This window comes from Haloarcula sp. K1 (genome assembly GCF_001647155.1).
Classification (GTDB): domain Archaea; phylum Halobacteriota; class Halobacteria; order Halobacteriales; family Haloarculaceae; genus Haloarcula; species Haloarcula hispanica.
On the sequence record NZ_LRHL01000001.1, the window covers coordinates 86,468 to 104,487 of the forward strand.

The window sequence follows — 18,020 nt, forward strand, 5'->3', positions numbered from 1 at the left end:
GCGGCCCACTTAACCATTTGCCACAGCTTCACGAGCAGTGACAGGTACACGAGGGATCGCGGTTTCGCCGGCGGTCGCTACTCGAACTTCCCGAGCAGGTCGCTGTAGAACCCATCGGCATCGTCGGCACCGTCGTCGGCGAGCTTCTCGACGATGAGTTCCGGCGTCGACCGGGCGAGCTTTCCCTTCACCGGTGAGCGCTCGACCCGCAGTTCGCCGTTTTCCAGCCCCTTGGCTTCGATGCCGTCGATGCTGATGTCGGTCTCGGCGGCCTCGCGGATGTCGCGTGCGAGGTGGGAGACGAAAATCGCCGTGGCCTGCCGTTCGCCCAGCGCTTCGAGGATGCCGGCCATAATCTTCGCGCTGGCCCCGGGTTCGGTTATCGACTCGAGTTCGTCGACCAGCACCATCACCGGGCGGTCGTCGGTCCCGGCCGCTGGGCCGTCGGTAGCGGCACCGTCGTCTCGTCCCGGGTTGCGGTGATCGACGTCCGCGACGAGGTCCCCGAACTCCCGCAGCGTGGCCTCGAACGCGCCGGCGTCCAGCGTGCCCTGGGTCTTGGCGTGGTAGTGGAGTTCCGAAACCCGGCCGACGCGGGCAGACTCCGCCGGGACGGGCAGGCCCATGTGGGCTAGGGTCGTTACCAGCGCCACGAGGTCCAGCGTCGATGTCTTGCCGCCGCTGTTGACCCCCGAGAGGACCGTCACACCCTCGACAGCGTAATCGACGGGCTCGACGGCTTCGAAGGGGACATCCAGCAGCGGGGAGCGCCCGCCCTCGATGGCGACGCCCTCGGACTCGGTCAGGTCCGGCATCGTGCAGTCGAAGTCCGCGGCGAAGCGGGCGATGGCCAGCTCCACGTCGAGTTCCAGCGCGGCGTCGACCAGCGCCGCGGCGTCGTCGCGCATCTCGGCGAGGTCGTCGGCGAGTTCCCGCTTCCGGCGGGTCGCGCGCTGGTCGCGCGCGGCAGTCAGTTCCTCGCGGAGACGGGCAACGACATCCTCGCTGTGTTCGACAGGATAGGCGGGCTCGTCGGGGAACGCCCGGCGCGCCGTCGCCTCCATGTCTCGGAGCGCCAGCGCGTCGACGAGGTGGTCGCGGGCTTTCTCGACGGCGGCGGCGTACTCGTCGGCCAGTTCGCGCTGGAGCAGCGAGTCGACGCCCGCGCCGCGTTCGACCAGCGACAGCAGGTCCGTCCCCTCGATGGTCACGTCCTGCTCCTCGATGGCCTCCCGGAGGTGGTCGTTGGCGACGCTTTCAGCCGTGGAGACCGCCGCGTCGAGATCGTCGACAGCGGTGGCGAGGCGGTCGAGTTCCTCGTCGCCGCTGACACTCCCGTCCTCGTCTAGCTGGTCGAGCGCCGACAGGAGCGTCTCCAGATCACACGGCGAATCGAGGTCGGCGACGCGGTGGACCTCGGCAGCGGCCCGTATCCGGTCGCGGTTGCGAGCGAAGAAGGTGAGCACGCGTTCGGGCACGACGGATTCGGGCTCTTCGAGCGCGTTCGGTTCTACCCGGACATCGCCATCCACGTCAACACCGGCGAAGGCCTCGTCCAGCGCGACGACCGTCGAGTACGAGCGGGCGAGTTCGGCCAGCTGGCGGGCGTCGTCGACGACCTCGACACTGACCTCCGGAATCGCGGCCTGCGCGTCGGCGTAGCGCTCGGCGTCGCGGGTCGCCAGACAGCGGTCCCGGACCCGCACGTCGCCGGGTTCAGAAAGCGGTTCGACGGCCGACAGGGCGTCGAGAACTGCCGGGTCGGGGTCGCGGGCCATCGCCGACTCGGCGAACGCCCGGACCTCCTCGATGCGGCTGCGGACGCCGCTGGGATAGATCGTCTCCAGTCGCTTCGCGGCGTAGTCGGTCACTGTCCGCTCGGTCAACAGGGCCAGTGCATCCTCGTGGATTTCCCGGGCGCGTTTCGTCGCGGTGAACCCACCGGGGTCGTCGTGTTCGGCCCGGATCGCACCGCGAGCGATGCGGGCGGCCCGGCCCTCGCTGATGCCCGGTGCGCGTGCGAGCGACGCCACGTCGCCGTCCCGAAGTGCCGCCTCCGGATCGTCTAGTTCCCGGAGCGCCGCGGCTGTCTTTGCCCCGACGCCCGGAACCGATTCGAGCTCCATCTGCCCGCCCATTCGACGCCAGCGAGAAAAAACCCGTTGCCAGCGGCTCCGGCGGCAGAGTGGGTAGTCGACACCGCTTCGACTACGTCAGCTAAACACCGAACGCGAAGGCGTTTTTGCGCTCCACCGAGAAAGGAATCCCATGTCTGCTGTTTCGGAGAAGCTAGCGGCCGCCCGCGAAGACCTCGAATCGCGAGACGGCGTGCTGATCGCCTTCTCCGGTGGTGTCGATTCGAGTGTCGTCGCCGCACTGGCTTACGACGCCCTCGGCGACGACGCTATCGCCTGTACCGCCAAGTCCGAGACGCTCCCCGCTGCCGAACTGACGGACGCCACGCGCGTCGCGGAGGAGATCGGTATCCGTCACGAAATCGTGGAGTTCTCCGAACTCGACAGCGACGAGTTCATCCAGAACGACGACATGCGGTGTTACCACTGCCGGTCGATGCGCCTGGGCGCGATGTACGACCGCGCCCGCGAACTCGGCATCGACGTGGTGTGTGACGGGACGAACGCCTCCGACGTGGGCGAGGGCCACCGCCCCGGCCTGCGCGCCGTCGAAGAACTGGACGCCTACTCCCCGCTGCTGGAACACGACATCGAGAAGTCCGAAGTCCGCGAAATCGCCCGCGAGTACGACCTCTCCGTAGCCGACAAGCCCTCGATGGCGTGTCTCTCATCGCGGATTCCGACTGGGCTCGAAGTCACGGAGGAACGCCTCTCCCGCGTCGAGAAGGCCGAGCGCCTCCTGCGAACGTGGGGCTTCGAGCAGTTCCGCGTACGCGACCACGACGGCCTCGCCCGCATCGAAGTCGGCGAGGAAAAACTCGAAACCGCACTTGATCCCGACTTCGTTCGCACCGCCCGCGACCACATCGAGGACTGTGGCTTCGACCACGTAACGCTGGATCTCCACGGCTACGAGACAGGAAGTGTGAGCCCAGAAACGGAAGAATCAGCCGAAGAAGACGTGGTCAGCAACGTTTTCGACGCTGACTACCCGTCCGTCGACTGAGGGCTCAGTCAAGCAACGTCCGCCAGCCAGTCAGTTCCTCGCCGACCAGTTCGGGGCTGTCCCCATCGAGCCGAATCTCGTTGACGGCGCAGTTCGCCTGTGAGTGTTCGGCCAGCGCCGCGTCCGGGTCTATATCCGTGAGTTTCGCCAACAGGACCTTGATGACGCCGCCGTGGGTGACCACCAGCGTGGTTTCACCGGCGTCGGTCGTCGCGATTGCCCGGTCCCAGGCCGACTCGACCCGTCCGCGGAAGGTCGGGATGCCCTCGCCGCCTTCCGGGGCCGCATCGAGTGAGATGACGCTCGCGTCCCGGTCGTGGCCGGGAAACTCATCGAGCAGTTCCTCCGCGTACAGGCCCTGCATGGTTCCGAAGCCGCGCTCACGCCAGTCAGTCTCGAACTCAGGGTCGGGCAGGCCACCGTAGCCGTCGTTGGCTGCGGCGGCCGTCTCGCGGGTGCGCCGGAGGTCCGAGGCGAAGACGCGGTCGACGCTGTAGCGGTCGTCGAGCCACGCCCCGAGCGCCGTGGCCTGCTCCTGTCCCTGGTCGGTCAGCCGACTCGGCGCCCATCCCTGGATGCGCCCGTCGCGGTTCCACGTCGTCTCGCCGTGCCGGGCGACAAGTAGGGTTCCCATCTTATTCACCCCGGTTTCGCCAGCGCGCGACGGCGATGGTCCCCTCGTAGAGGAGGATGAGGCCGGCGGCGACAGCGATTGCGGCGTTTCGCGGGAGGCTGAACTGGTTCACGAGGCGGAACAGCGTCGGGTCGGGGCTGCCGAGGTAGCCGACGACGATGGCGACGGCCCACACCGGCAGGCGGGCGGCCCGGAACCCGCGCCAGAGCTTGACCGAGCCGTAGTAGTTCTTGTTCACGTAGGCTAGCGCCTCGAACAGGACGATCATCCCGCCGCCGACGAGCATCGGCGTGGCGTTCCCGAGGCCGACGGCCGCCAGCGTCTCGGTGACGGTGGCCGGAAGCCGCTCGTAGTAGCCCGTCGGGACCGGCGCGGGGCTGAGCAGGTAGCCGGCGATACCGAAGACCAGCCACGCGGCGGGACGGCGAGCGGCGAGGTCGTCGGCCGTCGGCACCGGCGACGTGCTGCCGGTCCACCGGAGGAGCAGCAGGGTCCCCTCGAACAGGCCGATCATCGTCACGGCGACCATGAGCGGGGCCATCCCGGTCGGGTCCGGGCTGAACAGGAACGCCACGGCGGCGAAGCCACCCCAGAAGTACAGCCGCCGGTCCTGGAGCCACTGGCGCGTCGTCACGCCCATCATCACCGCAAGCATCACGAACAGCGGAATCTGGAAGATGAGCGCGAACAGCCCGAGCATCAGGATGATGAGGTTGAACGTCTCGCTCAGGCCGAAGGCCAGGTCGGCCGCGCGGTCGGAGTAGGTGATGAAGTAGTCGAACATCGCCCGCAGCACGGCGAAGTACGCGAAGCCGACGCCGACGGCTGCGAGGACCAGACTGGTCGGGACTGCCGCGAGGTAGTAGCGCCGCTCGCGGGGGTACAGTCCCGGCCGCATGAACAAGTACGTCTGGTAGACGAACACCGGCAAGGCAGCGATAAAGCCGACTAGCGAGGACACTTTCAGCCGCGCCAGAATCAGCGCGAGCGGGTTGTACACGTTCGGACAGTCCGCCCCTTCGACGACACTGCCATCGGCATTCGTCGCGACCTGACCGCATTGGCTTGCCGGGCCATCGAGGAAGGAGTACCACAGGAAATTGATGAGTTCGTCGGAGTACGGCAGGGCGATGACGGCGACGACGGCCATCACGCCGACGACGACGAACAAGCGCATCGCCATCTCCTCAACGTGGTCGGCGAGGGGCATCTCCTCGTCGTCGGGCGCGCCCTCATCGACGATGTCCTCATCCGGGTCGTAGGTGGGCGCGTTCCCGCCGCCGTGGGTCGGTGTGGCACTGCCACCAGCCGGTGACGGCGTCGACTTGCCCCAGTCGGTCGGGACATCTGCCGGGACAGCGGCGGCAATGTCCGACGCGTCCCGGTCAAACAGCCCGGCGCTGGATTCGGATTCAGTCGGCGTGGCGTGAGAGCCAACGGTATCCTCATTGCCGCCGGCCGGTGCGGGACCGGGGCTCGTTACTTCGTCCGTCTCCCGATCGGCATCGGCCTCGGCCACGGGGTCGGTGGGGATCGACGACTCGTCGGATTCGTCGTCGGACGGTAGTGGCGGCTCTTCGGACCCGCGCCGCTCGTCGTCTTCGTCACCGTCCTCCATCTGTTCCGGGCTTAGACGGTGGGTGTTGTAAACTTTCTTTTCGAGCAGTGACCGTCACCGGGATGAATAAATTGATAACGCCCACTGGGCTAGGCACAGAGAAGATGGCGAGTGCTATCGACGAGGACACCGTCCAGACGGTCCAGAGCGGGCGCGCGACGCTCGGCGCGATGCTCCGTTCGGCACAGGTGCACCTCCAGAAGGTGTTCATCGTCTTCGTCATCGGGATGATCGGCACGATCATGGGACTGCAGTACGGCGTCTGGGACACGCTACGCGCCGATCTCCTGTACTCGCAGATGGACCTCACCACGCAGGAGGCCACGAGCATCGTCGCGGTCACGCCCTTCGACGTCATCCTCCTCCAGGTGAAAATCGGGGCCGTCATCGGGATTCTCATGTCGTTGCCGCTGTTGATCTACTTCGGCCGCGACGGACTCCGCCAGCGCGGCTGGTGGCCGGCCGAGCACATCCCGACCTGGAAGGGCGCGCTGTTCGTCACGATCAGCTTAGGTCTGTTTTTCGGCGGCGTGGCTTACGCCTACGAACTGTTCTTCCCGCTGATGTTCAACTTCCTCGCCGGGGACGCGTTCAAGGCCGGCTTCACGCCACAGTACTCCATCGTCAAGTGGTTCCAGTTCGTCTTCCTGCTGGCCGTCTCCTTCGGACTCGCCGCCCAGTTGCCCCTCGTGATGACGGTGCTCTCCTACACCGAGATCATCCCCTACGAGACGTTCCGGGACAAGTGGCGCTACGCGGTAATGGGGATTTTCGCCTTCGGCGCGCTGTTCTCGCCGCCGGACCCCTTCACCCAGATTATGTGGGCCGCGCCGCTGTGTGGTCTCTACGGCATCAGCCTCGCGCTGGCGAAGCTCGCGATGCTGGTCAGGCGTTCCGGTGACCTCGTCAGTACCAGCGCCGTCGCTCGCGGGCACTGGAACACGATTCTCGGCGGTGCAGTGCTGGGCGGCGGCGTGGTGTACTACGTCCTGGCGACGCCGGCATTTCAGTACGTTCAGCGGTTCGCCGAGGTGTTCCCCTCCGACCGGCTCACCGGCGACATCCAGCCGCCGGCGCTGTTCGGACTCCCCGTCGAGAGCACGGCACTGCTTCTCGCTGCCGTGTTCGGTGTCATCGGTGCTGTCGTCGTCCTCTACTACCACGTCCTGACCGCCCTCTCGGAGAAGGCCGGCCCCGGTCAGGTTGGCGACCCGACAGCCATCGACATCGACGAACTCAACGCCTCGGCCGTCGAGGTTGCTCCGCCGGAAGTGTTCGAGGAGATGACCGAGGACGAGGCGCTCGCCCACGCCGACCGCGCCCTCGCGGACGACAACAAGGAGAAAGCACAGGCCGTCCTCGACCGGTGGGACATGGCCCACGAGGACGACTCGGAGGGTGACGGTGGCGACGGCGCGGACGAGACCGCCGAAGCGGACGAAGAAGAGGCAGGCGTGTTCACCTCGACGACCGCCGGCATGGTCGATGCCTTCACCGAGGACGAGACTACGGAAGACGAAATCGGCGGCTACTACTACGACATTCAGTTCATCCTCAGCGCGCTGGCCTCCCGGGCGTTCGTGATTCTGGGCATCTTCGGGGCAGTGCTCGCCGCCGCGTTCCTGTTCCTCTATCAGGGCGGCATCGGGTCGATACAGCGGACGTTCGTCAGCAGGCTCCCGCCGGAGATGGCCGCCGACGTGAGCATCGTCACGCTCCACCCCGTCGAGCACCTGGTGTTCATCGTCAAGTTCTCGACGATACTCGGGGCCGTCTCTGTCATCCCCGTTGTGCTGTACTTCGCGTGGCCGGCGATGCGCGAGCGCGGCCTCGTCATCGGCAACCGCAACATCCTGGGCATCTGGGGCGGGACGCTGTTCGCCGCGCTCATCGGCGGGAGCCTTCTCGGCTTCCTCTACGTGGCCCCGATGACCATCTCCTGGATCGCCTACGACCAGCTGAACTCGAACATGGTCATCGCCTACCGGGTGAGCAAGTTCGGCTGGCTCGTGTTCTTCCTCACCATCGGGATCGGCCTGCTGGCGGAGATCCCGGTGACGATGTTCCTGTTCCACAAGGGCGGGATTATCCCGTTCCACCTGATGTACGAGCGCTGGCGGGAGGTCGTCATCGCCATCGTCGCCCTCTCGGCGATTCTCTCGCCCAGCGGCATCTTCACGATGTTCATCGTCGGCATTCCGACGGCGCTTTCGTACATGCTCGGCCTCGGCATCCTCTGGGTGTACACGCTCGGCGGCCGGCGGACGACGAACCGCCGCAGCGAACCGGCTGACTGATAGCTGTTCGTAGCGGCGACACGTCGACCGTTATTCGACGAGTATTGTGCCGCCGTTCCGGTCGTGGAACGCACAGTGATACTCGTAACGGCCCGTGACCTCGATGACAATCCCCCGAGACTCCCCTTCCTCTAGACTGAAGCTCCAGGCTTTGCCCCCGTCCGGCCTGTCGTGAGTGCAGTAGATTTCGTGGTTTCCGGAAACTGCCTGAAAGTGGACGCCCGCTCCGGACTGAATAGTGATGCTGTCTGGCGCGACGTGGTTTTCATCATCGACGCCCATGCGGATAGTGTTTTCACTGACAGGAGTCGAATCCGCTGTCGTCGGACGAGTGTCCGTCGAACTGTTACGTTCGGTCGTGGTGTCGTCTTCTTCAGCACTGTTCTCATTACTGCAGCCCGCTAGTCCGACCATCAGCGGGACGCTGCCGAGTACTGTGCGTCGCTTCAACTTTCCCATATTTTTCTGTAAATAAATGCGGAATAAAAAGCTATCGGAGAGCTGTCTCAGCGCACGCCGCCTATTCACCGCCGGTCGTCAAACCACAGCCCATAAGATACTCTTGATATATTCTTCAGATATGCCCAAGATAAGCGTCGAGGTCCCGGCCGAACTGCTGGACGACATCGACAAGCACGTCGGCGAAGACGGGAAGTTCGTCAACCGGAGCGAGGCTATCCGCGCCTCGGTACGAAAGACACTTGACATGCTCGACGACATCGATGAACGCCAGGGACGACTCGACGATGACCAGTGAGCGGTCGGAGGCGGTGCGCGTCGGCCTCGTCGCGCTGTTCGTGACGGCGCTGGTCACCTCACAGGTGACGGCCTCGAAGCTACTCGCGTTCTCGCTGCCGTTCTCGCTCCCGCTTGCCGGGTCGACGCTCGTCCTGCCCGGAGCCGCGCTGGCGTACGCGCTGACGTTCTTCGCCTCCGACTGCTACGCCGAACTGTACGGCCGCCGAGCCGCGACGGTCGTCGTCAACGTCGGCTTCGCGATGAACTTCGTCCTGCTGGCGCTGGTCTGGAGCACCATCTTCGCGCCCGGCCTCCCGCAGGCGGCACAGCCGGTCGACCTCGCAGCCTTCCAGAACGTCCTCGGGGCCAGCACGGCCATCGTCGTCGCCAGCCTGTCGGCCTACGTCGTGAGCCAGAACTGGGACGTGTTCGTCTTCCACTGGCTTCGGGACCGAACCGACGGCGAGAAACTCTGGCTCCGTAACATCGGTTCGACGGCCACCAGCCAGCTACTGGATACGGTCATCTTCGTCGGCGTCGGCTTCATCCTGTTTCAGGGCGTCCCGCCGGCCGAGGCACTGGCGCTCATCGTCGGCCAGTACTTGCTGAAGCTCGCTATCGCCGTCCTCGACACGCCGTTCGTCTACGCTGTCGTGGGCTTCGCCCGGCGAAACGACGTCGCACCGACCCCGGCACGGGCCGACTGAAAAACGACTGCCAGCGGCTCACTCGACCGGTTCGGCGAACGCGTACCGGGGCTTCACGTCGTCGATGCGGACCTCGACGGTTTCACCCGCTTCGACGCCGCTGACGAACACAGTGAAATTCTCGACTTTAGCGATACCGTCACCCTCCTCGCCGATGTCGTCGATAGTGACTTCGACGATGTCACCCTCGCGGACCGGCCCGGTCAGGCGGTGTTTCGCAACCAGATACAGCTCCGAGGAGGAGTCACGGGAGGCGTCGGGGCGGACCTCACGGACGTACTCGAACTCCGGTTCGATATCGGCGATGAGGTCGTCGAGGTCCTGTCCGTCGAACACCTTCGCACAGAAGTCCCCGCCCGCGTCGAGCAGGTCCGTCGCGACCTCGAAGGCCTGCCGGACCAGGTGGACCGACCGGGCGTGGTCGAGGTCGTACTGGCCGGTCATATTCGGGGCCATGTCGGAGATGACCACATCGACCGGGCCGCCGCTGCCGTCGCTCTCCCCGACAATTTCGCGGATTTCGTCTTTCGTGCTGTCCTCGGTCATGTCGCCGCGGACGTACTCGACGGTCGGTTCGGGGTCCTCCAGCTCGTCGATGGTCTGGCGGTCGACGCCGACCAGCGTCCCGCGCTCGCCGATCCGCTCGGCCGCGACCTGCATCCACCCGCCGGGGGCAGCGCCGAGGTCCACGACGGTCCGCCCCTCGCCCAGCAAGCCGGCCGTGTCGTCTAGCTGCTGGAGCTTGTAGGCCGACCGCGCGCGGTACCCCTCCTGCTTCGCTCTGTTGTAGTAGTCGTCTTTGCCCGACATGGTTACCACACACCGCGCTGTGACACGTTTTGAGCGCCGAAATGCGGCGAAATCGCAGTCATAGTAGTGGGAAGGCGGTCAGCGCTGAAATGGATGCCGACTCGAAGTTTCCGGCCGAGCCACGGCACGACAGTCGCCAGTCGATTGCCGCACCGACAATCAGGGCAAGCGCCAAGGACGTGACTACGTGCTTTACCATCAAGCCGAACACGTTCAGAGCCATTCTTACCGCGCAAGAACGCGTCTCAGCGGCTGAGATTTGCCGTCCCCATATATACAGGTCACGCGCTGAGTCCTATCTGTAGGAAGTGACCTCCCAATGTCAACCATTCCGACGGCGACGCGGAGGCGGGTGTTAGAAGCCCTGGGCGTCGGCACGGCCGCGCTTGCGGGCTGTGCCAGCGCACCGGGCGCAAAAGAGCAACCGACCGAGGCGAAGACGACCCCACAGGAGCCAGCTATGAACGCCGCACAACAGACTGACGTCGACCGTATTGCCGCGGACCCGACCGCAATCCCGGACCCAATCGACCGGTCGGAGCCAAAGACCGTGTCGGTCGAGATGACCACCAAAGAGCAGGTCGCAGAGATTGAGCCGGGCGTCACCTACACGTACATGACCTTCGGCGACCAGATTCCCGGCCCGATGATCCGAGTCCGCCGTGGCGACACCGTCGAACTCACCATCACGAACGAGGAGGGGAACTCGATGCCCCACAACATCGACCTCCACGCGGTCCGCGGCCCCGGTGGCGGTGCTGAGGCGTCGATGGTCACGCCGGGCCAGACCAAGACGTTCCGGTTCAAGGCCACCTACCCCGGCGCGTTCATCTACCACTGCGCCGTCCCGAACCTCGATATGCACATCTCCTCGGGGATGTTCGGGATGATACTCGTCGAGCCGAAAGAGGGGCTGCCCGAAGTGGACCACGAGTTCTACTTCGGCCAGCACGAACTGTACACCACCGGCGACACCGGCGAGAAGGGGCACCACGACTTCGACATGGAGGCGATGGCGGCCGAAGAGCCGACGTACGTCCTGATGAACGGCGAGAAGTACGCAATCACGCCGGACGTTCACGGCGCGCCCAGCATGCAGGTGGGTGAGACAGCCCGGGTGTACTTCGTGACCGGCGGTCCGAACCTCGACTCCAGTTTCCACCCCATCGGCTCCGTCTGGGACGAGGTCTGGCAGCAGGGCTCTATCGCTGGGCCGCCGAACAAGTACGTCCAGACCACGCCGGTCAAGCCGGGGTCCTGTGCCATCGCGACCCTCCACGCCGAGGTGCCTGGACCCATCAAACTGGTCGACCACGCGCTCTCCCGGGTCGCCCGCAAGGGCATGATGGCTGTCATCAACCGTGAAGGGGCGGCAAACCCCGACGTGTTCGAACCGGAGGTCTGACCGCTTCGCCGGAGTAACGCTCCGCACTGCCGCTTCGCGTTCGGCCCGATTACTCGATAACCGGTGTCGCTCGTAACCGCTGGCCCGTCCTCGGTCGCTCGCGCGCACGCGGTTTCAATGAGGGACTTTTTAATGGATGGGGGCATAGTCCGGTTCAAGATGTTCAACGCCATCGTGAGCGCAGACACGCTCCAGGCGACTCTCGACTCTGTGAGCGTGCTGGTGGACGAGTGCAAGATCCACCTCGAAGAAGACGGGCTGGAAATCCGGGCAGTCGACCCGGCAAACGTTGGAATGGTCGACCTGCGACTCGACGCGGCGGCGTTCGAGTCCTACGAGACTGATGGTGGGCTCATCGGCGTCAACCTCTCCCGCCTCGAAGACATCGCCGGTATGGCCGACGCCGGCCAGCTCGTCCACCTCGATCTGGACGAAGAGACACGGAAGCTCCACATCTCTATCGACGGCCTGGAATACACCCTCGCCCTTATCGACCCCGACTCCATCCGTCAGGAGCCCGACCTCCCGGACCTGGACCTCTCGGCGAACATCGTCATCGAGGGGAAGGACATCGACCGGTCGGTCACCGCCGCGGACATGGTCAGCGACCACATCGCGCTGGGCGTCGACGCGACAGAGGAACTGTTCTACGTCGACGCCGAGGGCGACACCGACGACGTCCACCTCGAACTCACCCGCGACGACCTCATCGACCTCACTCCCGGGGACGCCCACTCGCTGTTCTCGCTGGATTACCTGAAGAACATGAACAAGGCCATCCCGAAGGACGCCGAGGTCGAGATGGAACTCGGCGAGGAGTTCCCGGTCAAGATGCACTTCAGCTTCGCCGAGGGGCAGGGCCGAGTCACGTACATGCTCGCACCGCGCATCCAGAGCGAATAACGACGGATGGGGTCCGCGCCGCCGATTCCGGCCACCGACTGGCTGCCGAACGATTCCGAGACCGAGTCGCTCTCGCTCCCTGACGGTCGGCGGCTGGCCTACGCCACCTACGGCGACGCCGACGGCTATCCGGTCCTTTTCTGTCACGGTACCCCCGGATCACACGTCGCCGCACGGCTGCTCGCCGCGCCGGCTCGCGAACGCGGCATCAACCTCATCGCTCCGGACCGGCCGGGCATCGGGAACTCCGAAGACGCAGCTGTTACGTTCGAGGACTGGCCGGACGACGCCGCGAACCTCCTGTCCCATCTCGATGTCGACGCGGCTGGTGCCGTCGGCTTCTCCGGCGGCGGCGCGTTCGCGCTGGCCTGTCACCGACTGCCCGAGATAGAGCGAATCGCGCTCCTGGGCAGCAGCGGCCCACCGTCAATCGGTTCGACGGGGCGCGTCCAGCAGTTCGTGGGGTCGCTGTCCCGACACGCTCCGTGGGCGCTCGGGCGACTCTTCCGGCTGCAACGATGGTTCGCCCTCCGCCGGGATCCGTCCTACGCTGTCGGGTTCGTTGCCGAGGAGACACCGGAAACAGACGCCCTGGCAGCCGACGAGGTGGCTCGGGTCGTCCGTGCGGATATGCTCACGTCGATGGCACGCGGTCCAAGCGGGATCATCCGCGAGCAGCGACTCCTCTCACAGCCATGGCCGTTTGCCCTCGAAGACATTTCAGTGCCGGTTACTGTGTTTCAGGGACGAAACGACGCCAACGTCGCCCCGTCGACGGCGAAAGCCCTCGCCCAGCGGCTTCCGGACGCCTCGCTCGACCTCGTCGACAGCGACCATCTCGGTACGTTGACAGCTGCTGGCGACGGCGCGCTGGCCGCCGTACAGCGTCGCACACGCGTCTGACGTACCGTTTTGTGGGTCGGGTGCCAACGGGCCGGTATGGAGAATCTCGGGGACGCGTACAACGACCGGCGCTGGGAGGGACGCGATCCCCGCCGCGTCGTTGCCGGTGCGACCCTGGGGTTCGTCGGCGCGCTGGCGGTGGTCGTGGCGATACTTCTGGTGACGACGCCGCTGTCGGCAGTCGTCGGCGCAACTGCACCCCACGCCGCCGAGAAACTCGGCGGGACGCTGGGTGGGCTGGGAATCCCCGCAATGTTCCTGAGTGTCGTCGCCGTGCTCCCCTCGAGCCGCCGGGAACAGAGCGGTGTCACCGTCGGCGCATTCCTCTGTCTGGTCGGCGTCGGGCTGTTTCAGGTAGCATATCCCTACAACTGGACGGTGGGCGGACAGACGCTGGCGTTCGAAACGACGATGGCGTACTTCATCGGGACGTGCGTGGCGTTCTGGTTCGTCTTCACGGCGATGGCGAGCTTCCGGCGACGGAACAACCCACACGGCACCGTGAAACTGGAAATTTCGCACAAAGGCGAGACCAAGACTGTCCAGGTGTCTCCCAAAGAATACAAACGCTACACGCAGGCGGTTCGCGGCGACGGCGGGACGACCGACGAGGTCATTCAGGAACTGGAGTCCCGAATCGAAGACTAAGCGTAGCTGAGCGTTACTCGGCGGCCGTCGTTTCGTTGCCGCGCTGGTCCGACTCCGTCATCGAGTCGCGATCCGTTTCCTCGGTTTCCGTCGTCTCGACTTCGGTCTCCTCGTCGTCATCGTCATTGTCGTCGGCATCTGTACCTTCGCCGACTTCCTCCACCTCAACGTCCTTGCCAGCGACGCCGCTCTCCGAGATGACCGGTAGGAGGTTGTAGCCGCCGTTGCCCTTCTTGACGACGTTGATGTCGAAGACGAAGTCGACCGATTCGCCGGCGACGACTTCGAACGGCTTGGTGAGCTGGAGCTTCTCGCTCGGGATCTTCACGTCGACCGACGCCCCGTCGACGACCCCGTCGACGGATTCGGCGTACAGTTCGATCTTGCTGTAGCGGCCCGCTTCGAGTTCGCCGTCGAGGACGCCGATGGCCTTGTCGCCGACGACCTCGGTGAGGTCGACGGTCGCGCCGTCGAGGTCGCGGACGACGAAGCCGTTGTTGTCGTCGCCCTCCTCGTCTTCCGTCTCATCTTCGTCGGCTTCGTCCTCCGGCTGGTCTACGTCGTCCATCTCCGCCGTCTCGGTCGGTTCGGCCGTTGCAGTCTCGTTTGTCTCTGTCGCCTCCGTCGTGGCAGTTTCGTTCGTCTCGGTTGCCCCGGCCGTCTCCGTGGCTTCGGTCTCACTCCCTGTATCCTCCCCGCCTGCATGGAAGATGCGGGCCCGTGAAAAGGACACGTCGAGCGAGTCGAAGTCGCCGATAGCCGCGGGCTGGTCGCTGATCAGCAGCCGGAACGTCCCAACGGTTCCGCCGTCGTCCGTCATCGCGTCCTCGTCGGTGGAGCCGCCGTCACTGGTTCCGTCACCGCTGGTCCCGTCAGACCCGCCGGAGTCGCTCGACCCGGAACAGCCGGCGAGGAGACCGACCCCGACGCCCGCGCCCGTGGCGATGAATCGTCGTCGTCTCATTGGCGTCGCTCCCCGTTCTGCGCCGCTATCATTACTGTCTCTGCTGTTGCGAACGAAATCATTCCATGACGTGGGATGGGACTGGTGCGTATATGCCCCGCGATAGGTCAAATCGATATACGGCCCTTTGAACGGAATGAACGGTCTGGCCGTATCTGAACGGTTTTACCCCCGTCGCTCCACGTCCTGATAATGGCAAACTCGAACGCGAAGGGCGACCGCCGCGAGCGCGAACTGGTCAACGCACTCGACGAGGCGGGCTTTGCGGTGATGCGCGCGCCGGCCAGCGGCAGCGCGACCGAGCGGGAACTGCCGGACGTGCTCTCGGGCGACGGCGAGACGTTCTACGCTATCGAGGCGAAATCCAGCGCCGGCGACCCCATCTATCTCACCGGCGAGGAGGTCGAGGCGCTACTGTTTTTCGCCCGGAACTTCGGCGCGAAGCCGCGTATCGGCGTCCGGTTCGACCGCGAGGACTGGTACTTCTTCCACCCGGCGGACCTCCACACGACCGACGGCGGCAACTACCGTGTCAAGAAGGAGAAGGCCCTCTCCGACGGGACCGACTTCGACGAGTTCGTGGGTAACTCCGAGAAGGTCACGCTGGACGAGGTGGGCGACGACGACCCCGACCAGAGCGTGCTGGACGTGCTGTCGGCCTTCGAGCGCGGCGACCTCGACAAGGAAGAAGCTGCGGCGATGCTGGAATAGCGGTTCGCAGACGTTCGATTACTGGGCCTCACTGCCGATGAGTTCAGCGTCCTCGACGCGGCGGAGCCGCGACAGGGGAAAGGCGTACTCTCGCGGGTCGGTCGCGCGGACAGCGTCCGAGAGATACGTCACCAGCACCACGAGGTCGTCGGATGGGTAGCCATCGTTGGTGTCGTAGTCGGCGACTGTCTCGCCCGTTGCCTCGATGGTCCAGTCGTCGGCCGACGTGTCGGTGACGGCCGTCACGACGAGTCTGTCGCCCGTCTCGCGGTCCCGCACGATGTCGCCGGTCTCCAGTCGGCAGTGCCCACAGAGATGCGGCGCCTGTGCGTCCGCGGCGACGAAGGTGACGGTACCACAGGCGTCACAGGTCGCCCGTTCCTTCCCGGGCGGCGCGATCCGCTTGGCAGTGATTTCGATGGCGACGCGCCGGAGGTGTTTGCAGTGCTCGCCGCGGATGCGGTTGTCGGGACAGGTACAGGAGTGCTGTGCGACGTCGACGAGGTACGTGCTTTCGCTCTCCGTCGTCACAGCGTACGTACTGCCCGCTCGCGGGCGCACGGCCATGCGCTCGGTCCAGGCGCGGGCTGCCCGGTCCGGGAGGGAACGGAGGTCCGGTGCAAGTGCGGTACTGTGCCGGTCAGCGGAAGGCTCGATAAGCGTCATAGGTGCGGACGCGGCTGTATTTTCCAATGCGTCCAGTTGAAACGTAGGTGCTACACGGTCCTAAATGGCTCGGCCAGCGGGCTCCGGCGCTTCGATACCCTTTTTGCCGGCCCTGTGAAACCGCAGAGCATGGATATCGAGCGGGAGACGCTCCTGCAAATCGTCATCTCGGCGGTCGCCGTCGTGCTGTTCGTCGGCGCAACTATCACCGCCTCACAGATGTATCTGGACGGGTCAACCGTAGAGGCGACGGGCGGCTACGCGCTCATCGGCGCAATCGGCCTCTTCGTCGTGTTTATGACCGCTGCCGGCCTCTGGCTCGAACGCCAGCAGTTCTAGGCGTCGGCCTCTTCGTCGCCCTCGTCCTCGCGCCAGTCGACCAGTTCCTCCTCGTCGGTGTCGTCTATCTTCTGCTCGTAGTAGCCCATCGGGTGGGAAATCGTCTCACAGAGGTCGTCCATGTTGACACAGTCGCCGTAGGACTGCATGGTCGAACACGCCGGCGTCGAGTACTCCGTCGGGCTGGTCTCCCCGCGGATGTGGTCGACCTGATACCGGGTCGCCTCCTCGCCGAAGCCGGGGTTGACCTGGAACAGGTCGACGATTTCGTCCGTCGTCATCCCGATGCCGATGAGGAAAGTCGCGATAGCAAACCGGGAGTGGTGTTCGAGATGTTCGCCCTTCTGCACCCGGTCGAGGAGGGACTTCATGCAGGGCGGGAACAGTTCCGGGACAACGGTGTCGATTTCGCGGGTGAGTTCCAGTTCCGAGAGCACTTCCTCTAAGCGGTCGACTTCCTCTGTTAGCTCATCGGCGATAGCGTCGGGGACGGTGAACGGCAGGCCGTCAGTGACCCGATGGCGGATGGCCTGTTTCAGGAGGACGTTCAGTTCCTCGGCGGTGACCCTGACCTCGCCGTCGGCCAGTGGCCGATTGACCAGCCGCCAGGAATCGCCCCGCTGGTCGGCCGCCAGGTCGAGATACGCGCCGACCTCGACGCGGTAGCCGTCACCAGTGTCGCTGACGGCGCTCGCGAGGTCGAACTCCGCGAGGAGTTCCGTGCGGTCCAGCGTCTCGCGTTGGGTCGATTTCAGTTCCGTCGTCGTCGCGAACTCCTCGGTGAACCGGTCGTAGGCCGCCTCGGCCTCCGCCTGGGCGTACTTCCGGGTGCAGATGTGCACGTCGACGAGCGACACCAGCACGCGGGCGACCGGGTACGACAGCAGTTCGACGCGGGTCCGCCGGTGTGGCTCCCCGACAGTGCCGTTCGTGATTGCCGATTCGACCCGCTCCAGCGCGCGCGCCGTGACCGTCTCGTCAGTGGCGACGATTTCGCCCAAGTCCACCGCCGCGGCTTCGACGGCCTCCCGCGACCGCGCCAGAAAGGGGTAGCGTGCGTGGAGCGGTTCCATTGCCACCACCTTTCGGATGGGAGTGAATAAAATTGCCGTCACCGGGACGGTCGGTGTCGGATTCCCGACAGCCGGTTCGAGAGTCAGTGCGGCGATATCGCGAGGCTATACATATAGTCCCAGGCCGGCGGCGGGTGAATACAGCTAGTAGACAAGCCGATACCTGCCAACCCCTACCGACAAAGTGTGGTAAGGACGCGGGTCGGCGACTGCACACGGTTCGGTCGGGGAACCGGACCAGTGCAGTCATCCCCGACGAGGGAACTGCCAGACGAGACACGGAGCACATCGATGACGCACGAGCACGATACCGATTCACAAGAGAGCATCAGAGCGACATTCGAAGAGTACGACGTCGGCGTGGACACGGTCGCCCACATCGGCGATCCCGAAAACCCGTCTGCGTGGATTCAGTCGACGGTCTTCGTCGACGTAACCGAGTAGGGCTAGTCGACGGTCTATC

General features: G+C 65.2%; 19 protein-coding genes. 11 read left to right on the plus strand and 8 right to left on the minus strand.

The window, feature by feature from the left end:
- Window positions 1-77 precede the first annotated feature (77 nt).
- Entirely contained in the window at window positions 78-2,126 is a 2,049-nt protein-coding gene (locus AV929_RS00455) for a helix-hairpin-helix domain-containing protein (protein WP_064287076.1), read from the minus strand.
- A gap of 142 nt (window positions 2,127-2,268) precedes the next feature.
- On the opposite strand from AV929_RS00455, the gene larE reads away from it, so the two are divergent.
- On the plus strand, window positions 2,269-3,141 hold the full coding sequence (larE, locus tag AV929_RS00460) for an ATP-dependent sacrificial sulfur transferase LarE (RefSeq protein ID WP_064287077.1): 873 nt from the start codon (window positions 2,269-2,271) through the stop codon (window positions 3,139-3,141).
- 4 nt (window positions 3,142-3,145) lie between these two features.
- On the opposite strand, the gene AV929_RS00465 is transcribed toward larE, so the two are convergent.
- Complete coding sequence (locus tag AV929_RS00465) at window positions 3,146-3,775, minus strand: histidine phosphatase family protein (protein WP_064287078.1); 630 nt, start codon at window positions 3,773-3,775, stop codon at window positions 3,146-3,148.
- A 1-nt stretch (window position 3,776) separates the two neighbouring features.
- The gene (locus AV929_RS00470; protein ID WP_064287079.1) at window positions 3,777-5,393 is read right to left on the minus strand and encodes a twin-arginine translocase subunit TatC; all 1,617 of its coding nucleotides are present in this window, start codon (window positions 5,391-5,393) and stop codon (window positions 3,777-3,779) included.
- 104 nt (window positions 5,394-5,497) lie between these two features.
- Between AV929_RS00470 and AV929_RS00475 the strand changes: the two genes are divergently transcribed.
- Entirely contained in the window at window positions 5,498-7,690 is a 2,193-nt protein-coding gene (locus tag AV929_RS00475) for a twin-arginine translocase subunit TatC (RefSeq protein ID WP_064287080.1), read from the plus strand.
- Between the two features lie 30 nt (window positions 7,691-7,720).
- On the opposite strand, the gene AV929_RS00480 is transcribed toward AV929_RS00475, so the two are convergent.
- Window positions 7,721-8,149 (minus strand): hypothetical protein, encoded by a 429-nt coding sequence (locus AV929_RS00480; protein ID WP_064287081.1) that lies wholly within the window; start codon window positions 8,147-8,149, stop codon window positions 7,721-7,723.
- Window positions 8,150-8,270: 121 nt separating this feature from the next.
- Here AV929_RS00480 and AV929_RS00485 point away from each other — a divergent pair, with 121 nt between their 5' ends.
- Window positions 8,271-8,447, plus strand: coding sequence for a ribbon-helix-helix domain-containing protein (locus tag AV929_RS00485; protein ID WP_007187877.1), 177 nt, complete (start codon window positions 8,271-8,273; stop codon window positions 8,445-8,447).
- Window positions 8,437-9,135: a queuosine precursor transporter gene (locus AV929_RS00490; RefSeq protein WP_064287082.1), complete on the plus strand. Its 699-nt coding sequence runs from the start codon at window positions 8,437-8,439 to the stop codon at window positions 9,133-9,135. The genes AV929_RS00485 and AV929_RS00490 overlap by 11 nt, the downstream gene beginning before the upstream one ends.
- Before the next feature lie 18 nt (window positions 9,136-9,153).
- Here AV929_RS00490 and AV929_RS00495 read toward each other — a convergent pair whose 3' ends face one another.
- Entirely contained in the window at window positions 9,154-9,945 is a 792-nt protein-coding gene (locus AV929_RS00495; protein ID WP_014039149.1) for a 23S rRNA (uridine(2552)-2'-O)-methyltransferase, read from the minus strand.
- Between the two features lie 319 nt (window positions 9,946-10,264).
- Here AV929_RS00495 and nirK point away from each other — a divergent pair, with 319 nt between their 5' ends.
- From nirK to AV929_RS00515, 4 genes are all read left to right on the plus strand, one after another.
- On the plus strand, window positions 10,265-11,350 hold the full coding sequence (gene nirK / locus AV929_RS00500; RefSeq protein ID WP_064287083.1) for a copper-containing nitrite reductase: 1,086 nt from the start codon (window positions 10,265-10,267) through the stop codon (window positions 11,348-11,350).
- A gap of 159 nt (window positions 11,351-11,509) precedes the next feature.
- Window positions 11,510-12,253 (plus strand): DNA polymerase sliding clamp, encoded by a 744-nt coding sequence (locus AV929_RS00505; RefSeq protein ID WP_004516027.1) that lies wholly within the window; start codon window positions 11,510-11,512, stop codon window positions 12,251-12,253.
- 6 nt (window positions 12,254-12,259) lie between these two features.
- Entirely contained in the window at window positions 12,260-13,156 is an 897-nt protein-coding gene (locus AV929_RS00510) for an alpha/beta fold hydrolase (protein ID WP_050037352.1), read from the plus strand.
- Window positions 13,157-13,192: 36 nt separating this feature from the next.
- The gene (locus AV929_RS00515) at window positions 13,193-13,804 is read left to right on the plus strand and encodes a hypothetical protein (protein WP_014039146.1); all 612 of its coding nucleotides are present in this window, start codon (window positions 13,193-13,195) and stop codon (window positions 13,802-13,804) included.
- A gap of 13 nt (window positions 13,805-13,817) precedes the next feature.
- On the opposite strand, the gene AV929_RS00520 is transcribed toward AV929_RS00515, so the two are convergent.
- Window positions 13,818-14,768 carry a DUF4382 domain-containing protein gene (locus AV929_RS00520; protein WP_196219965.1) on the minus strand — a complete coding sequence of 317 codons (951 nt, stop codon included), beginning with the start codon at window positions 14,766-14,768 and terminating at the stop codon, window positions 13,818-13,820.
- Window positions 14,769-14,960: 192 nt separating this feature from the next.
- Between AV929_RS00520 and hjc the strand changes: the two genes are divergently transcribed.
- Window positions 14,961-15,479: a Holliday junction resolvase Hjc gene (gene hjc / locus AV929_RS00525; protein ID WP_064287084.1), complete on the plus strand. Its 519-nt coding sequence runs from the start codon at window positions 14,961-14,963 to the stop codon at window positions 15,477-15,479.
- A gap of 18 nt (window positions 15,480-15,497) precedes the next feature.
- Here hjc and AV929_RS00530 read toward each other — a convergent pair whose 3' ends face one another.
- Window positions 15,498-16,145, minus strand: a complete 648-nt coding sequence (locus AV929_RS00530; protein ID WP_064287085.1) for an SWIM zinc finger family protein — start codon at window positions 16,143-16,145, stop codon at window positions 15,498-15,500.
- 129 nt (window positions 16,146-16,274) lie between these two features.
- On the opposite strand from AV929_RS00530, the gene AV929_RS00535 reads away from it, so the two are divergent.
- A complete protein-coding gene (locus tag AV929_RS00535) occupies window positions 16,275-16,484 on the plus strand; it encodes a hypothetical protein (RefSeq protein WP_014039142.1) in 210 nt (69 codons plus the stop codon).
- On the opposite strand, the gene priL is transcribed toward AV929_RS00535, so the two are convergent.
- On the minus strand, window positions 16,481-17,557 hold the full coding sequence (priL, locus tag AV929_RS00540; protein WP_064287086.1) for a DNA primase regulatory subunit PriL: 1,077 nt from the start codon (window positions 17,555-17,557) through the stop codon (window positions 16,481-16,483). The two genes, AV929_RS00535 and priL, sit on opposite strands and share 4 nt — an antisense overlap.
- A 291-nt stretch (window positions 17,558-17,848) precedes the next feature.
- Between priL and AV929_RS22145 the strand changes: the two genes are divergently transcribed.
- Window positions 17,849-18,001 carry a hypothetical protein gene (locus AV929_RS22145; RefSeq protein WP_008307040.1) on the plus strand — a complete coding sequence of 51 codons (153 nt, stop codon included), beginning with the start codon at window positions 17,849-17,851 and terminating at the stop codon, window positions 17,999-18,001.
- Window positions 18,002-18,020: the final 19 nt, after the last annotated feature.

Bases quoted from the DNA above. Each gene is read 5' to 3' on its own strand.
- AV929_RS00505 (WP_004516027.1), top strand. From the start codon at position 11,510: ATGTTCAACGCCATCGTGAGCGCAGACACGCTCCAGGCGACTCTCGAC.
- AV929_RS00485 (WP_007187877.1), top strand. From the start codon at position 8,271: ATGCCCAAGATAAGCGTCGAGGTCCCGGCCGAACTGCTGGACGACATC.
- AV929_RS00470 (WP_064287079.1), bottom strand. From the start codon at position 5,393: ATGGAGGACGGTGACGAAGACGACGAGCGGCGCGGGTCCGAAGAGCCG.
- hjc (WP_064287084.1), top strand. From the start codon at position 14,961: ATGGCAAACTCGAACGCGAAGGGCGACCGCCGCGAGCGCGAACTGGTC.
- AV929_RS00510 (WP_050037352.1), top strand. From the start codon at position 12,260: ATGGGGTCCGCGCCGCCGATTCCGGCCACCGACTGGCTGCCGAACGAT.
- AV929_RS00530 (WP_064287085.1), bottom strand. From the start codon at position 16,145: ATGACGCTTATCGAGCCTTCCGCTGACCGGCACAGTACCGCACTTGCA.
- AV929_RS00515 (WP_014039146.1), top strand. From the start codon at position 13,193: ATGGAGAATCTCGGGGACGCGTACAACGACCGGCGCTGGGAGGGACGC.
- AV929_RS00535 (WP_014039142.1), top strand. From the start codon at position 16,275: ATGGATATCGAGCGGGAGACGCTCCTGCAAATCGTCATCTCGGCGGTC.
- AV929_RS00455 (WP_064287076.1), bottom strand. From the start codon at position 2,126: ATGGAGCTCGAATCGGTTCCGGGCGTCGGGGCAAAGACAGCCGCGGCG.
- AV929_RS00465 (WP_064287078.1), bottom strand. From the start codon at position 3,775: ATGGGAACCCTACTTGTCGCCCGGCACGGCGAGACGACGTGGAACCGC.
- AV929_RS22145 (WP_008307040.1), top strand. From the start codon at position 17,849: ATGACGCACGAGCACGATACCGATTCACAAGAGAGCATCAGAGCGACA.
- larE (WP_064287077.1), top strand. From the start codon at position 2,269: ATGTCTGCTGTTTCGGAGAAGCTAGCGGCCGCCCGCGAAGACCTCGAA.
- priL (WP_064287086.1), bottom strand. From the start codon at position 17,557: ATGGAACCGCTCCACGCACGCTACCCCTTTCTGGCGCGGTCGCGGGAG.
- AV929_RS00475 (WP_064287080.1), top strand. From the start codon at position 5,498: ATGGCGAGTGCTATCGACGAGGACACCGTCCAGACGGTCCAGAGCGGG.
- AV929_RS00495 (WP_014039149.1), bottom strand. From the start codon at position 9,945: ATGTCGGGCAAAGACGACTACTACAACAGAGCGAAGCAGGAGGGGTAC.
- AV929_RS00490 (WP_064287082.1), top strand. From the start codon at position 8,437: ATGACCAGTGAGCGGTCGGAGGCGGTGCGCGTCGGCCTCGTCGCGCTG.
- AV929_RS00520 (WP_196219965.1), bottom strand. From the start codon at position 14,768: ATGAGACGACGACGATTCATCGCCACGGGCGCGGGCGTCGGGGTCGGT.
- AV929_RS00480 (WP_064287081.1), bottom strand. From the start codon at position 8,149: ATGGGAAAGTTGAAGCGACGCACAGTACTCGGCAGCGTCCCGCTGATG.
- nirK (WP_064287083.1), top strand. From the start codon at position 10,265: ATGTCAACCATTCCGACGGCGACGCGGAGGCGGGTGTTAGAAGCCCTG.